Below are 14,248 nucleotides of genomic sequence, written 5' to 3' on the forward strand. Positions count from 1 at the left end.
TCATTCTTCATCTCCATGACCGGAAGTCAGCGAGCGCCAGGCGAGCACCGGAATGATCAGCGTGAACACGATGACTTCCTTGTAGGCACTGGCCCAGAACGAGGAATAGCTTTCGAGCAGGCCGACCAGGATCGCCCCGGCCGCCGCCAGCGGATAGCTGGCCAGACCGCCGACGATGGCGGCGACAAAGCCCTTCAGCGCAACGACAAAGCCGGTGTCGTAACCGACCGTATTGAGCGGGGCGATCAGCGTGCCGGCCAGCGTGCCCAGTGCAGCGGCTAGGCCGAAGGCCATGCGCCCGGCCTGTGTAGTGCCGATGCCGACCAGTTGCGCCCCCTTGCGATTGACCGCCGTGGCCCGCAGGGCCTTGCCGTAAAGGGTACGGTCAAAGAACAGGTAGAGGCCACCGATCAGGCTGGCGGAAACCGCCATAACCACGACGCTCTGGCCGGAAACCAGCATGGCGCCGAGCTCGGTGCTCCAGTCGGTGAACGGCAGCGTGGTTGAACCTTCCGGCCCGAAGATGAACAGGCCCATGCCAAGCATCGCGAAATGCACGCCGACCGAGACGATTAGCAGCACCAGCACCGAAGCCTCGGCCATCGGCTGGAAGGCAATGCGATAGATCATGATGCCGAGCGGCACGGTCACCCCCAGCGTGAACAGGACCTGGACCACCATCGGCATGCCCTGCCAGTTGAAGAGATGAGCCAGCGCCCAGACGAACAGCGGGTAGAACAGGTTCTCGACGCCGCTCCACATCAGGTGGCGCTTCGGCAACGGCTTGTAGCGGACTTGCCGCAGCGCCGAGCCGAGCTCGACCAGAAAAGTCAGGATGCCAATGCCGATCAGCAGCCAGATCAGTTTCGGAAACTGGCCCCCTTGCAGGGCGGCCAGCGTCAAGGCGCCAAAACCGATGAATTCGCCTTGCGGCAGAAAGATGATGCGGGTCACCGAAAAGACCAGCACCAGCGCCATGGCCAATAGCGCATAAACCGCGCCGTTGGTCACGCCATCCTGAGCCAGGACGGCAAAGATACCGAAATCCATGTTTGTTTCCCCCTACCCGGATTCAGTGATTGACCACGAAGGCATCGGCGAAGAAGCGCTCGGGCGGCAAGCCGGCCTCGGCCGTGAAGCTGGCGCGGGCGGCATCGATCATCAGCGGATTGCCGCAGGCATACACCTCGTGACCGGACAGATCCGGCAAGTCGGACAGCACGGCCGCATGGACAAAGCCGGTGCGCCCGGCCCATTCCGGCCCGGCCTCCGACAACACCGGAACGAGGCGGATGCCCGGGTACTCGGCTTCCCAGCTTTCGATGCTGTCGACTGCGTAGAGATCGGCCCAGGTCCGGCCGCCCCAATAGAGCACCGCCTTGCGGCGCGCCAGTTCGGGGCCGTGCGTCTTGAGCAACGAGGCGATCGGCGCGTAACCGGTGCCCGAAGCGAGCAGCACCACCGGCGCATCGCCCGGCTGCAGCAGGAAGGTGCCGAACGGCCCCTCGATCCGCAGCATGCCGCCGGCCTTCAGCTTGTCGTAGGCGTGGGTCGAGAAACGACCGCCCTCCATGCGGCGGACGTGCCACTCGACCACACCGTCCTCGTTCGGCGCATTGGCCATGCTGTAACTGCGCTTCGCCCCGTCCTTCATCAACACGCTGGCGTACTGCCCGGCCTGGAAGGCGAAGCCGGATTGCGCCGGCACCTGCAGCTTGATCACGGCCACGTCGTGCGATGGCCGTTCGACCTCGACGACCTTGGCACCGGTGGTGACGATGCGCTGACCGGCTTCCTTCGGCACGCTCGGCGCCTCCAGCGTCAGGTTGCACAGGGCATACCCCAGACAGGTCCGGCACTCGCCCTCAGCGACGGGTATGCCGTCCGACGGTGGTGCGGCATGGCGAACGCTGCCTTCCTTGAGTGGCAGATGACAGGAATTGCAGCTACCGGCTCGGCAGCTATGTGGCAGCCAGTAGCCGGCCGCCATCGCCGCATCGAGGATGCTCTGCTCCGGCCCGCACTCGAAGCTGCCGCCATTGGGCGCCAGCTGGATGGTGAATTTATCGGACATGATGGTCAGCCTGCTTCGCTCATGGTCGGAATGGCGTGCTCGGCGTCATGCTCGTGGCCCTTGAGCAGATCGAGTGCGACGTCGACGATCATGTCCTCCTGGCCGCCGACCATGCGGCGACGGCCCAGCTCGACCAGGATATCAACCGCCTTCAGGCCGTATTTTTTGGCGGCGACTTCGGAGTGGCGCAGGAAGCTGGAATAGACGCCGGCGTAGCCGAGGGCCAGGGTTTCGCGGTCGACACGGACCGGGCGATCCTGCAATGGGCGGACGATATCGTCGGCGGCATCCATTAGGGTGTAGAGGTTGCAACCATGGTTCCAGCCCATGCGGTCGGCCGCGGCGATGAACACCTCGAGCGGCGCATTGCCGGCCCCGGCGCCCATGCCGGACAGACTGGCGTCGACGCGATCGCAGCCCTCCTCGACCGCGACGATGCTGTTGGCAACGCCGAGGCTGAGGTTGTGGTGGGCGTGGATGCCGGTTTCGGTTTCCGGCTTCAGTACTTCCTTGAAGGCGCGGAAACGGTCGCGCACATCGTTCATCGACAGCGCGCCGCCGGAATCGACCACGTAGCAGCAGGTCGCGCCGTAGCTTTCCATCAATTTGGCCTGCTCGGCCAGTGCCTGCGGCGTCGTCATGTGGCTCATCATCAGGAAGCCGACGGCTTCCATGCCGAGATTGCGGGCGACTTCGATGTGCTGGCGGGAAACGTCGGCCTCGGTGCAGTGCGTGGCGACGCGGACGATGCGGGCGCCGGCACTGTAGGCCGCCTTCAGGTCATGCACGGTACCGATGCCGGGCAGCAGCAGGGTGGCGACCTTGGCGTGCTTGACCGTGTCGGCCACCGCCTCGATCCACTCCAGATCGGTGTGGGCACCAAAGCCGTAATTAAAGCTGGAGCCCTGCAGGCCGTCGCCGTGGGCGACCTCGATCGAGTCGACCTTGGCCTTGTCGAGCGCACGGGCGATCTGCACGGCGTTTTCGACGCTGTACTGATGGCGAATGGCGTGCGAGCCGTCGCGCAGCGTGACGTCGGAGATGTAGATTTTCTTGTTCGGGTTCATCGTCATTCTCCTCAGGCAGCAGACAGGATGCGGGCGGCCATGCGCTCGGCCGTGGTCTTGGCGGCCGAGGTCATGATGTCGAGGTTGCCGGCGTAGGCCGGCAGGTAGTGGGCGGCGCCTTCGACTTCGAGGAAGACCGAGGTCTTTAGGCCGCTCATGCGTTGGCCAACGCCCGGAATGTTGATCGGGCGCGAAGCCGGAATGATGTCGAACTGCACCTTCTGCTTCAGGCGATAGCCCGGCACGTACTTCTGCACGTCGGCCGCCATCTGGGCGACGGAAGCGGCGATCTCGTCTTCATCGACCAGCTCGGACAGGCAATACACCGTGTCGCGCATGATCAGCGGCGGTTCGGCCGGGTTCAGGATGATGATCGCCTTGCCCTTGGCCGCGCCGCCGACCGCCTCGATGGCCTTCGAGGTGGTTTCGGTGAATTCGTCGATATTGGCCCGAGTGCCGGGGCCTGCCGACTTGCTGGAGATCGAGGCGATGATTTCGCCGTAATGCACCTTGGCGACACGACTGACCGCCGCCACCATCGGGATGGTCGCCTGACCGCCGCAGGTGACCATGTTCACGTTCAATGCTTCGTCGTGGGCGGCGCCATTGACCACCGGAATGCAGTAGGGGCCGATCGCCGCCGGCGTCAGGTCGACCATGCGGATATTCGGTTTCAGCGAGCGCAGGAAGGCATCGTTGCGGACATGCGCACCGGCACTGGTCGCATCGAAAACGATGTCGATGTCGGCAAAGACCGGCAGACGGGTCAGCCCCTCGACGCCTTCATGCGTCGTCGCCACGCCCATGCGCTGGGCCCGGGCCAGACCATCGGATTGCGGGTCGATACCGACCATGGCGCCCATTTCGAGGTGCTCGCCGTGGCGCATGATCTTGATCATCAGGTCGGTGCCGATATTGCCCGGACCGATGATCGCCACCTTCAATTTCTTGTTCATCAATGACTCCGTGGGGAATTTCAGGATGAGCGAGCCCCGGCCGCCATCGGCCAGAGGCTTCACTGCCTGTCTAGTTATTTGAGGAAAACGACGCGGTCGAGCTTGGGCGAGGTGTGCAGCATCAGCACGTCGGCCGCCCGTCGGGCCAGCACGGCACGCTGGTTGATGTAGCCCTTGTCGGTGATTTCACCGGCATCGAGATTGGGCGAATCGTCGAGCAGCATGGCTCGGGTCGGGCTTTGCGAAGCACCACCGCCCCCATCCGTGCGCAGCTTTTTCAGCCCTTCGCGGATATGGGCATGCAACTGTTCGACCGGCACGTCCTTGGCCCCGGGACTTGGGAAGACCAGCAGGCCGACTTCATCACGGTCATGGCCGGTAACGACCACGTCCTGCGCATACGGCGCCAGCGCGGTGACCGCCTTGACGCGCAGCGTACCGACAGAGACCCAGGTCCCGGTAGTCAGCTTGAAATCCTCGGCCACCCGGCCATTGAAGGCGATGCCCTTTTCCGGACGATCAGGATCGATCAGGGCACCGGCGTCACCAATCTTGTAGTAGCCGTCCTCGTCGAACACTTCGGCCGTCTTTTCCGGGTTGTTCAGGTAGCCCTGGAAGACCTGCGGCCCCTTGACGCGCATTTCCAGCTTGTCGCCGTTGGGCAGGAATTTGATCGACGTGCCGGCCATCGGCAGGCCAATGCAACCCGGCCCGTCGAGACGCCAGTGCACGTTGGTCAGCGCCGGCGCCGATTCGGTTGCCCCCCAGGCCGAGGTAAACCAGACATCCTCGCCCATCACCTTCTTGGCCGAGCGTTCGAGGCGATCCCAGGTCGTTTGCGGCAGGGCGGCGGCCGCGTAGAACACGGCGCGCAGACGACCGAAGAAGTCGCGAGCGAAGGATTCATCCTGCTCCAGGAAGGCGATCAGGGCGTCGAAGCCCTTGGGTACGTTGAAGTACAGGTTGGGCTGCACTTCACGCAGATTGCGCACCGACTTTTCCATCAAGCCGGGTACCGGGCGGCCTTCGTCGATGTAGAAACTGCCGCCGTTGGCCAGCACCATGTTGAAGGTGAAGTTGGCGCCGAAGGTATGGCTCCACGGCAGCCAATCGACGATCACCGGCCGCAGGTTGTGCAGGAAGGGCCAGCACTGCTGCACCTGCTTCTGGTTGGCGCACAGCATGCGGTGCGTATTGATGGCGATCTTCGGCCGGCCGGTTGAGCCGGAAGTGAGCAGATACTTCGCGTGCGTCTCCGGCGTGATCTTGGCGAAAGCTTCCATCACGGCCGGCGTTTCCCGGGTGCGCAGCAGTTCGGCCAGCGTGATGCTGCCTTCGATCTGATAGGCGTTGTTGCTCAGCAGCACCGGGCATTTGACGGCACTGGCGCGGATCGCCGAGGCATAGACCGCACCGTCGCCGGCATAGACCGCGCCGGGCGCCAGCTCGCTCAGGATCGTCGACACCTTCGTGAAATCCTTGGCCAGACGGGAATAGGCGCTGGAGACCGTGGCAAACGGCCGGCCGATATGCAGCGTGGCCAGCATCAGCAGCGCCTGATCCAGGCTGTTGTCCGACAGGCAGACCACCGGGGCGGTCGGCCCCAGTCCCAGGTTGAGCAGCCCCTGGGCCAGACGACCGACCTTGTCGCGAACTTCGGCATAGGTCAGCTTGACCCATTCGCCATCGGCACCGCGCTCGGCCAGATACAGCTGGTTCGGCGTGCGTTCAGCCCAAAGCTCCAGCCAGTCGCCGATACAGCGCGTGACCTCGCCCAGCGGCTCGGAACAGGCGAGGATGAACCCGCCCTTGGAAAGATCGATGCGGGTCACCCGTGGGGGTGCCAGCATGCCCGGATTGTCAAAAAAGCTCATGCTGGTCTCCGCTTACTTCAACAGCTTCCAGCTGTCTTTCTCGATCGTGATCAATACCCGCGCCCCTTCGCCCAAACCCGAGTGATCCGTCGCCGACATGGTGTCGCTACCGTGCGTCAAAGGCACATTGTTGGTCTTTTCCAGCGCATCGCGCAAGGCGGCGCGGAATTCCGGCGTACCAGGTACGGCCTTCTTGCCGACGGCGGCCACGGCCTTGTCGAGCAGCAGGTAGGCATCATGGGCATAGGCGCCGAACGGGTTGCGCGAACCGGCACCGTGCTTGCCTTCATAAGCCTTCAGGTAAGTGAGTGCTACCTTCTTGCTCGGATTGCTGTCCGGCAGTTGCTCGGCCACCAGCACCAGCCCGGTCGGCAGGATCACGCCTTCGTCGGAATTACCGGCGACGCGCAGGAAGTCGTTATTGGCGGCGCCGTGGGTCTGATAGAACTGGCCCTTGAAGCCACGTTCGCGCAAAGCACGCATCGGCAGCGCGGCCGGGGTTCCGGAAGCCGCGATAAAGATGGCGTCCGGCTTCTGGCCAACCAGCTTCAGGGCCTGGGCCGTGACCGACTGGTCGGTGCGGGCATAGCGCTCGACGGCGACCAGCTTGATGCCGTTGGCTTCGGCGCGCTTTTCGACATCCTTCAGCCAGGCTTCGCCGTAGGCGTCGGAAAAGCCGATGAAGGCGATGGTCTTGGTGTCACGCTTCTTCATTTCCTCGAACAGTGCGGCGGACATCACGCCAACCCCGTGCGGCAGCGGGAAGACCCACTGGATCTGCTTGGGCGGGAACGGGGCCAGGGCGATTTGCGGAATCTTCGCTTCGCCGGCCACTTCGGCCACGGCCAGCGAGGTCGGCACGGTGGTTGAACCGATGATGGCATCAACGTGATCGGCATCGGCAAAGCGACGGGCATTCTTGCCGGCCGATGTCGGATCGGAGGCGTCGTCGAGCACGACGTAGTTCACCGGCATGCCGCCCAGCGTCTTCGGCAGCAGTTCGATGGTGTTCTTCTGGGCGATGCCGAGCGAAGCGGCCGGGCCGGTCGAGCTGACGCTGACGCCAATGGTGACGGTTTGCGCCTGGGCATGGTTGATGCCGCTGAAGGCAAGCAGGCAGGCGGCAGACAGAACAGAGAGAAGCTGGCGACGTTTCATGTTGAGTTATCTCCGATATAGGTGTTGTTGGGTGTAAATCAGGAACGGCAGGTGCTACAAAAATCAGGCGGTACGACAATCGACGGTGCCGAGACCGGCAATCGACAGGTGCAGGTAGTCACCGGCAACGAAGGGGAACATCGGCCCCAGCGCACCGGAGAGGATCACGTCACCGGCCTTCAGCGGGTCACCGAGCTGCAACATGTTCCGGGCCAGCCAGTAGGCGGCAAGCAGCGGATTTCCGAGGCAGGCAACGCCGCTGCCAACCGAAACGGTCTGGCCGTTCTTGCGAAAATCCATGCCGGCCAGCGAGAAATCGACGTTGCCGATGGCTTTCGGCTCCAGGCCCAGAACGTAGAGGCCGCAGGAGGCGTTGTCGGCGACGGTATCGACCAGCGTCAGTTTCCAGTCCTGAATCGCGCTATCGACGATCTCGATGGCCGGCAGGGCGTATTCGAGACCATGCAGGAAGCGGCCCCAGCTCAGGTTTTCGTCATTCAGGTCGCGCCCGACAACGAAGGCGATCTCGCCTTCGGCTTTCGGCTGGATCAGGCGGCTGGCCGGCACTTCGCTGCCCGACAGGAATTCCATGTCGGCGAACAGCACGCCGTAATCCGGCTGATCGACGCCCAGTTGCTGCTGCACGGCCTGCGAGGTCAGGCCGATCTTCTTGCCGGAAACGCGGCGGCCGGCGGCCAGATCGAGTTCAGTATTGCAACGGGAAACGGCGTAAGCCGCAGCGGCGCCTTCGATGCCGAAGGTTTCCGAGATGCGCGGAATGGCGGCCCGGCTGGCGCGCGCCTGACGCAGTGCGGCGGCGGCTTGTTGGATGTTTTCGTTATTCATCGGTTGTCTCTGTTGGGGTTGGGTTCAGCGGAGCGGATAGCGCCGGTGAAGGCGTTCGACCTCGGCGACTTCGTCGTTCAGGCAATCGGCGTACTCCCGATACAACTGCTCGACAACCTCGCCCGTTCCGGCAACGCGTTCGATGCCGCCAACGCCATGACCGGCAGACCAGACGGTCTTCCAGGCCTTGGGCGCAGCGACGATGTCGCCGGAGAAATCGATCTTCTTCTCCTCGCGCAGCTGATCGGCGGTAATGCCCGCCTTTTCCAGCGTCGGCTTCAGCCAGTTGGCGAGCACGCCGGAAACTGCCTTGGTCGCTACCAGATCTTCGATGCCGCTGCTAACCACCAACTCGCGGTAATCGGCTTCGGCCAGGCTTTCGGTGGTCGCAATGAAGCGGGTGCCGGCCAGCACGAAGTCGGCGCCCAGCAACTGGGCAGCACGAATGTCAGTGCCGCTGGTGATGGCCCCGGCCAGCCCGAGCGGGCCGGACCAGAACTTGCGCACTTCGGCGATCAGCGCAAAGGGGTGATAGCTGCCGGTATGCCCGCCCGCTCCATTGGTGACCAGAACCAGCACATCGGCTCCAGCATCAGCAGCCTTTCTGGCCAGCGTCGGATTGATCACATCGGCCATCACGATGCCACCGTAGCCATGCACTGTCTCGAGCACACGCTTCGGGCTGCCCAGCGCGGTCGACACGATTTTCGGCTGGAACTCGGCGACCAGCGCCAGTTCGGCCTCGAAGCGGTCGTAGCTGCTGTGCACGATCATGTTAAGCGACCACGGCGCCCCCGGCTTTTTGGCCTGAATCGCCTCGCGGGTCTGACTCATCCAGCCGCGCAGGATGTCGACATTGCGGGCATTGGCGGCCGGATAGGAACCGATGATGCCGGCCTCGGCGCAGGCGATGACCAGTTCCGGCCCGGAGACCAGAAACATCGGCGCCGCCATCAGCGGCAGCGTGCCGTGGGCGATGATGTCGAGAAAGTCCTGCTGCGGCGCAGTCAGGTGACGCTTGGCCTTCATGTTTCCTCCGTTGGGAATTTTTAGTTGTTCGTTTTAGTTATTGGTTGTTATCAGCGACTCATCTCATCGGCCTTATCTCCCACCCACCATCGCTCTGGATCACCGCCGCCGTTGTCGCCCGACTGTTCTCTTTCGAGGCCAGCAGCACGTAATGACCGGCATGGTCTTCCGGCTGGGCTATCATCTTCAGCGGCATGACGCTGGCGACGCTTTCCTGGAAATTCGGAATTTCCGACAGTCGGCGCTCGCCCTTGCCAAGACTTTCCGGCCCGCGCAACGGCGTCACCGTCCCGCCCGGTGCCACGCCGTTGACGCGGACATCCGGCGCGAACTCGTAGGCCAGTTGCTTGATCAGGCCAAGCCCAGCGTGCTTGGAAGCCACATAGAGCGGCCCGCCGCCCCCGGCGTAGTAGGCCGAGTTGGACAGCGTGAAGATCATGCTGCCCCGGCTGGCCCGCAGCGCCTCGGCAGCAGCGCGGGCAGCCAGCACATAGCCCTTCACATTGACCCCGAAGATTTCGTCGAAGCTGCGGTCGATATCTTCCAGGCTCATCTTTTCGAGCCGGGTGAAAAAGTCCCAGACCCCGGCGTTGCCGACCAGCGTATCGAGCTTGCCGAAGCGCCCGACGGTGGTGTCCACCGCGGCCCGGTTATCCGCCCCGGAACGCACGTCGCCCAGGCTGACGACAACCCGGTCGCCGAACTCGGCAACCAGGCTGTCGGCCTGCTTCTGGCTACGCGCCATCACACCGACCCCGGTGCAGCCTTCCTGAAGATATCTTTTGACCACGGCGCGTCCGATTCCGGAACCACCGCCTGTCACCAGCGCCACGTAGCCATCGAGCCAGCCCATGTCGTTCTCAGAGGAAAGTGTTGAGGTTCTTGGCCATCAGCACCGACTGGGTGATGATGATCTTGCGCCGAGCCAGCCTGAAGCTGTCACCGTCGGCCCGCAGCACATCCTCGCGCCGACCGACCAGCAGGTCGTTGTCTTTCTCGACCCGGCTGCGGTAGTTCACGAAGCTGCTATGAACGACGAACTCGTCGGCCTTGTCGCCCTGATAAACCTCGATGCCGGAAACGACATGGGCGTGGCGGGTCGCCGGATCCTCGGCCCAGGCCGTCGGCTGCTTGAAGCGGGTAATGCGGCGGGTCAGGTCGAGCAGGTTGTCGTTGTACAGCGCGCCGCGATCGACGGCATAGGCGCCGTTCTTGTCGGCCCGGCGGCGGTTTTCCATGGTCGGCATCCAGTAGTGGATGTCTTCGGCCATCAGCGCCAGCCAGTCGTCCCAGCGCTCGTTGTCGAGCAGGCGGGCTTCGCGATAGAGGAACTGTTCAACCTTGTGCAGGGTGTCGCGGTCGACCGGCACTTCCTTCAGTTGTTGTTTGGCGCTCATACGGCCTCCTTCATTTTCGGGATGTCGCGTTGCGGGACGCTCTTCCAGCTTTCCGACTTCATCAGGTCGAGCCAGCGCTGGTAGAAGGCGCGCTGGTTGGCTTCATTGATCTGGCCGCGATAGACGTTGCCCGGCAGATCGGTGTCGAGCTTGCTGTTCTGGCCCAGACCAAGGTAAAGATCCTGCTGGCGGGTCACGTAGCCGGCATTGGAACGCGTTGAGTATTCCCAGTTTTCGCCGTCGTCCATTTCGAACACGCCGGACGGGCTGAAGGTCATCATCGTGCCCTTGCGCCACTTGTCCTTGATGTCCTGCGGGGCGTTCTTGTTGACGAAGGTCCAGGTGTGCAGCTCGATCTGGCCCGGGCCGCGCGGATGCCAGGTACGGAAGGTGTTCTGCCCGGGCAGGAAGGAGGTGTTCGGGAACAAGGTGCAGGACGAAATGGCGCCGATCATCCGCGAGCGGAAGTCATCGTGGCGCTCGGCCACCTTGGGCTGCAGCACGTACAGGTACTTGAGCAGGTCCTTTTCGCCCAGCGTCGCGCAGTTGCCAACGATGTCCTGGTTGAACTCCCAGCCGTGGCCGTTGAAATTGACCTGGTAGGACTGATCCGGGAATTTGTGAACTTCGGCCACCGAACCACCGACCATCGCCTTGGCTCCCGAGTCGTGGGTCCAGCCGGCGTGCAGGATGTCGCCGACGAAGTTCTCGGAGGCATATTTCCAGTTGCACTGGATCACCGACTTGACGCAGCCGCCCACAAACTCGGTACCGCCCTCGTCCATGTCGAAGATGGCGTCGAGGTAATGACGCATGTCGCCGAGGTACTCTGCCAGCGTTGGCGCCTGCGGGTCGAGCGTCGCGAAGATTAGGCCGCGATAGCTGTCGATATGGGCCACCGGGTGCAGGCCATGCTCGGCCTTGTCCATCCCGGTTTCCTCGTAGGCCTCGGACGCATGCATGCCCTTCAGTCCGCCGTCGATACCGAAGGCCCAGCCGTGGTAATTGCACACGAACTGGCGGGCGTTGCCGAGATCGGCGAAGCAGACCTTGTTGCCGCGGTGCGGGCAGGTATTGAGGAAGCCCTTGATGCTGCCATCCTTCTGGCGAACGATCAGGACGTTGTCCTCACCCATGTAGGTCGACACGTAGTCACCGGCCTTGGGAATCTGCGACTCGTGCCCCACGAACAGCCAGCAGCGGGCGAAGATCCGCTCCAGTTCCTGTTCGTAGATGTCGCGATCCCAGAACAGGTCGCGTGACATGCGGCCCTTGTCGAGATCCATCAAGCGGTCGAGATTGGCGACCGATTCGGCAATTGGCCGCCGTTTCAGGCGCACCGGACTTCCGTCATTGGCAGTACACATTGTTTTTTGTCTCCCTGATTAAATAGCGTCAGCCGCTTCGTCGGCTTCCTGATCGAAATCGACCATGACGGCATCGCCCTGGTCGATCACCTTGTAGGTCCGGATGGCGTGTTCGCACGGGAAGCTCATCGGCTGCCCCGTGGGAATGTGAAAGGTGCCGTCGTGGACCGGGCAGGCAATGCACTCGTCGTCGACAATGTCTCCTTCCGACAGCGAGGCGGTTGCATGCGTACAGTTGTCCTGAGTGGCGTAGAACGTACCGTTCAGGTTGTAGACGGCAATCGCGTTGCCGCAGAGATCGAACTTGCGGACCTTGCCGGCCTCAAGTTCATTCTTTTTCATCACGAATACGGGTTCGGACATGGTGCTACCTCAAGCAAACAATTGGACGAAGCCCAGACCGGTCACCCATTCCCTGACCGGGGCGTAGTCGATGATTTCGCCCTTGGCGCCGGGCATCGCGCCCATCGCCACGGCCCACTGGCGGATTTCCATGCCACCGTTGCCACCGTTTTCGAGGATGTAGTCGTCGCTCAATGCCTGCATGGCTGCCAGATCACCGGCACAGGCATAGCCCATGATTTCGTGGTCGAAAGCCTCGTTGACCTTGCCCATCTCGGGCGTACCCACCCAGTGGCTGATGCCGCCGCTGCCGATCACGACCACGCGCTCGTCATCGGGCATGGCCTCGACAGCCGCCTTGATGGCGCCACCGAGTTCGATGGCCCGCTTCATCTTGATGAACGGATCGACGCCGGCCGCGATATAGACTGGAATGGTGCCGATAGCCTGCCCCTTGGCGCGTACCGGATCGACAATCAGGCGATCCGGAATGGCCACGGCATGATCGACCGTGAAGGCACGTGCTACCGCCCAGTCGAAACCGTTGTCGTGACCATGCTCGGCAATGAAACTCGCCAGTTTTTCGCTGGCCGGAATGACCTGGCGCTTCAGGCCGGGCAGGACATCGAGCGGACCATCGACGTCACCGGTGCCGATCAGGTACTGCGGCAGGCAGCCGGTGCCAAAATTGAAATAGTGGTCGGCCCCGATGATTACGACGCTGGTTGCATTCAACGCAGCCAGGCGTTCGGCACAGGTTTCGAACGCGCTCCACATGCGCTTTGCCACATCGGGCGCCGGCGCATCAGGAATCACGAACATGACCGGGTCATGCGGCACCAAAAAGCCGCCTACAATTTTTCCCACGAGAAACTCCTGATTGACTTAGTTTTGCTTCAGCGCTGCGGAGAAAATCTCACCGCCGGACTGGCTGCCACGCAGCGCCTTCATGTAGGCGGCGGGGTGGCGATTGGCTGCGTTTTCCGACCAGAAACCCAAGGTCAACATGGCGTTGACCCCATGCTTCTGCATCCCGGCCACATCGAAGTTGCGCACCATGGCCTTCTCTTCCTCGGTCAGCACATAACGCGACAGCAGGCCTTCGAGGTCTTCCTTGAAACGCTGCTTGACGCTGCGATCGACGCACAACTGGTGCATCAGCTTTTCCAGCACATTGCGACTCATCGTCTTCTCCGGATCAGGCGCAGAAATCGCGCACCAGTTGCAGGAAGCGCTCACGATGCTCGGTCTGAACCCAATGCCCGCACTGTCCGAACAGATGCAACTCGGCTTTGGGAATGGCATTGGCCAGCAGGAAGCCGCACTGCGGCGGCACGACTGCATCTTCGCGGCCATGCAGGACCAGCGTCGGCGCTTCGATCTTGGCGACCGAAGCCTCCGGGAAGCCCTTGACCATAGTCGGGCCTTCAGCATTCGGCCTAGGCAACAGCCGGCGCAAGGCATCCTGAGCCCCGGGACGGGCGCTGGCCTCGTAGCGGGTGCGGATCATTTCTTCGGTGATGATGGCCTGGTTGAACGGGAACAGGCGCATCGTCCGCTCCATGTTTTCCATCGACGGCTCATATTCCCAGGCCGAACGCAGGCCGGGGGTCTGCACGAACTCACCGGCCGGCGTGCCAAGCAGTACCAGCTTGTCGACACGCTGCGGCGCAAACAGGGCGAGGCCGATCGATAGCGCACCGCCGAAGGAGTTACCAACGAAGGACGCCTTGTCGATACCCAGCGCATCCATGATGCCGGTCAGGTGGCGAACCCACAGTTTGATGTCGTACTTGTTGTCGGACTTGAACTCGGTAAAACCGAAGCCGGCGATATCCGGTGCGATGACGCGAAAGTTTTGCGCCAGGTCGAGCATGACCTTGCTCCAGTTGGTCCAGGCCGAAACGCCAGGGCCGGAACCATGCAACAGGAACAGCGGCTTGCCCTCGCCCTGCTCCAGGTAATTCGTTTGATGATCTGCTGCCAAAAGGGTCTTGCCGATGCCGGGGTGCTTTTCCATTTTTTATTCCTTGGTCAATACACGTGTGTATGTGTATGGTACATAAATTACAAATCAAAGCAACAACCCTTGATATAGATCAACACTTTAAAACGCCTGATATTGCATATTTTCGTTA

General features: G+C 62.5%; 15 protein-coding genes. All 15 read right to left on the reverse strand.

The window, feature by feature from the left end:
- The 15 genes from DARO_RS16545 to DARO_RS16615 all read right to left on the reverse strand — a co-directional run bounded on the left by DARO_RS16545 (position 1) and on the right by DARO_RS16615 (position 14,130).
- Positions 1–1,050: a branched-chain amino acid ABC transporter permease gene (locus tag DARO_RS16545; protein WP_011288962.1), complete on the reverse strand. Its 1,050-nt coding sequence runs from the start codon at positions 1,048–1,050 to the stop codon at positions 1–3.
- 22 nt (positions 1,051–1,072) lie between these two features.
- A complete protein-coding gene (locus tag DARO_RS16550; RefSeq protein ID WP_011288963.1) occupies positions 1,073–2,074 on the reverse strand; it encodes an FAD-binding oxidoreductase in 1,002 nt (333 codons plus the stop codon).
- A 5-nt stretch (positions 2,075–2,079) separates the two neighbouring features.
- On the reverse strand, positions 2,080–3,141 hold the full coding sequence (gene dmpG, locus DARO_RS16555; RefSeq protein ID WP_011288964.1) for a 4-hydroxy-2-oxovalerate aldolase: 1,062 nt from the start codon (positions 3,139–3,141) through the stop codon (positions 2,080–2,082).
- An 11-nt stretch (positions 3,142–3,152) separates the two neighbouring features.
- A complete protein-coding gene (locus DARO_RS16560; RefSeq protein ID WP_011288965.1) occupies positions 3,153–4,097 on the reverse strand; it encodes an acetaldehyde dehydrogenase (acetylating) in 945 nt (314 codons plus the stop codon).
- 74 nt (positions 4,098–4,171) lie between these two features.
- Positions 4,172–5,971: a feruloyl-CoA synthase gene (locus DARO_RS16565; RefSeq protein WP_011288966.1), complete on the reverse strand. Its 1,800-nt coding sequence runs from the start codon at positions 5,969–5,971 to the stop codon at positions 4,172–4,174.
- A 12-nt stretch (positions 5,972–5,983) separates the two neighbouring features.
- A complete protein-coding gene (locus DARO_RS16570; RefSeq protein ID WP_011288967.1) occupies positions 5,984–7,129 on the reverse strand; it encodes an ABC transporter substrate-binding protein in 1,146 nt (381 codons plus the stop codon).
- 63 nt (positions 7,130–7,192) lie between these two features.
- Positions 7,193–7,975 carry a fumarylacetoacetate hydrolase family protein gene (locus DARO_RS16575; protein ID WP_011288968.1) on the reverse strand — a complete coding sequence of 261 codons (783 nt, stop codon included), beginning with the start codon at positions 7,973–7,975 and terminating at the stop codon, positions 7,193–7,195.
- Between the two features lie 24 nt (positions 7,976–7,999).
- Complete coding sequence (locus DARO_RS16580; RefSeq protein WP_011288969.1) at positions 8,000–9,004, reverse strand: nitronate monooxygenase; 1,005 nt, start codon at positions 9,002–9,004, stop codon at positions 8,000–8,002.
- 58 nt (positions 9,005–9,062) lie between these two features.
- Positions 9,063–9,857: a 3-(cis-5,6-dihydroxycyclohexa-1,3-dien-1-yl)propanoate dehydrogenase gene (gene hcaB / locus DARO_RS16585; protein WP_011288970.1), complete on the reverse strand. Its 795-nt coding sequence runs from the start codon at positions 9,855–9,857 to the stop codon at positions 9,063–9,065.
- 7 nt (positions 9,858–9,864) lie between these two features.
- Entirely contained in the window at positions 9,865–10,401 is a 537-nt protein-coding gene (locus DARO_RS16590; protein ID WP_011288971.1) for a 3-phenylpropionate/cinnamic acid dioxygenase subunit beta, read from the reverse strand.
- Complete coding sequence (locus DARO_RS16595; protein WP_011288972.1) at positions 10,398–11,768, reverse strand: aromatic ring-hydroxylating dioxygenase subunit alpha; 1,371 nt, start codon at positions 11,766–11,768, stop codon at positions 10,398–10,400. The genes DARO_RS16590 and DARO_RS16595 overlap by 4 nt, the downstream gene beginning before the upstream one ends.
- A gap of 18 nt (positions 11,769–11,786) precedes the next feature.
- The gene (locus DARO_RS16600) at positions 11,787–12,131 is read right to left on the reverse strand and encodes a non-heme iron oxygenase ferredoxin subunit (RefSeq protein WP_011288973.1); all 345 of its coding nucleotides are present in this window, start codon (positions 12,129–12,131) and stop codon (positions 11,787–11,789) included.
- A 9-nt stretch (positions 12,132–12,140) separates the two neighbouring features.
- Complete coding sequence (locus tag DARO_RS16605; protein WP_011288974.1) at positions 12,141–12,977, reverse strand: DODA-type extradiol aromatic ring-opening family dioxygenase; 837 nt, start codon at positions 12,975–12,977, stop codon at positions 12,141–12,143.
- An 18-nt stretch (positions 12,978–12,995) separates the two neighbouring features.
- Complete coding sequence (locus DARO_RS16610; protein WP_011288975.1) at positions 12,996–13,295, reverse strand: hypothetical protein; 300 nt, start codon at positions 13,293–13,295, stop codon at positions 12,996–12,998.
- Between the two features lie 13 nt (positions 13,296–13,308).
- The gene (locus DARO_RS16615) at positions 13,309–14,130 is read right to left on the reverse strand and encodes an alpha/beta fold hydrolase (RefSeq protein ID WP_011288976.1); all 822 of its coding nucleotides are present in this window, start codon (positions 14,128–14,130) and stop codon (positions 13,309–13,311) included.
- Between the last annotated feature and the right edge of the window lie 118 nt (positions 14,131–14,248).

The organism is Dechloromonas aromatica RCB (genome assembly GCF_000012425.1).

Excerpts from the sequence above, each read along its gene's own strand:
- DARO_RS16545 (WP_011288962.1), bottom strand. The coding sequence starts at position 1,050 with ATGGATTTCGGTATCTTTGCCGTCCTGGCTCAGGATGGCGTGACCAAC.
- DARO_RS16550 (WP_011288963.1), bottom strand. The coding sequence starts at position 2,074 with ATGTCCGATAAATTCACCATCCAGCTGGCGCCCAATGGCGGCAGCTTC.
- dmpG (WP_011288964.1), bottom strand. The coding sequence starts at position 3,141 with ATGAACCCGAACAAGAAAATCTACATCTCCGACGTCACGCTGCGCGAC.
- DARO_RS16560 (WP_011288965.1), bottom strand. The coding sequence starts at position 4,097 with ATGAACAAGAAATTGAAGGTGGCGATCATCGGTCCGGGCAATATCGGC.
- DARO_RS16565 (WP_011288966.1), bottom strand. The coding sequence starts at position 5,971 with ATGAGCTTTTTTGACAATCCGGGCATGCTGGCACCCCCACGGGTGACC.
- DARO_RS16570 (WP_011288967.1), bottom strand. The coding sequence starts at position 7,129 with ATGAAACGTCGCCAGCTTCTCTCTGTTCTGTCTGCCGCCTGCCTGCTT.
- DARO_RS16575 (WP_011288968.1), bottom strand. The coding sequence starts at position 7,975 with ATGAATAACGAAAACATCCAACAAGCCGCCGCCGCACTGCGTCAGGCG.
- DARO_RS16580 (WP_011288969.1), bottom strand. The coding sequence starts at position 9,004 with ATGAAGGCCAAGCGTCACCTGACTGCGCCGCAGCAGGACTTTCTCGAC.
- hcaB (WP_011288970.1), bottom strand. The coding sequence starts at position 9,857 with ATGGGCTGGCTCGATGGCTACGTGGCGCTGGTGACAGGCGGTGGTTCC.
- DARO_RS16590 (WP_011288971.1), bottom strand. The coding sequence starts at position 10,401 with ATGAGCGCCAAACAACAACTGAAGGAAGTGCCGGTCGACCGCGACACC.
- DARO_RS16595 (WP_011288972.1), bottom strand. The coding sequence starts at position 11,768 with ATGTGTACTGCCAATGACGGAAGTCCGGTGCGCCTGAAACGGCGGCCA.
- DARO_RS16600 (WP_011288973.1), bottom strand. The coding sequence starts at position 12,131 with ATGTCCGAACCCGTATTCGTGATGAAAAAGAATGAACTTGAGGCCGGC.
- DARO_RS16610 (WP_011288975.1), bottom strand. The coding sequence starts at position 13,295 with ATGAGTCGCAATGTGCTGGAAAAGCTGATGCACCAGTTGTGCGTCGAT.
- DARO_RS16615 (WP_011288976.1), bottom strand. The coding sequence starts at position 14,130 with ATGGAAAAGCACCCCGGCATCGGCAAGACCCTTTTGGCAGCAGATCAT.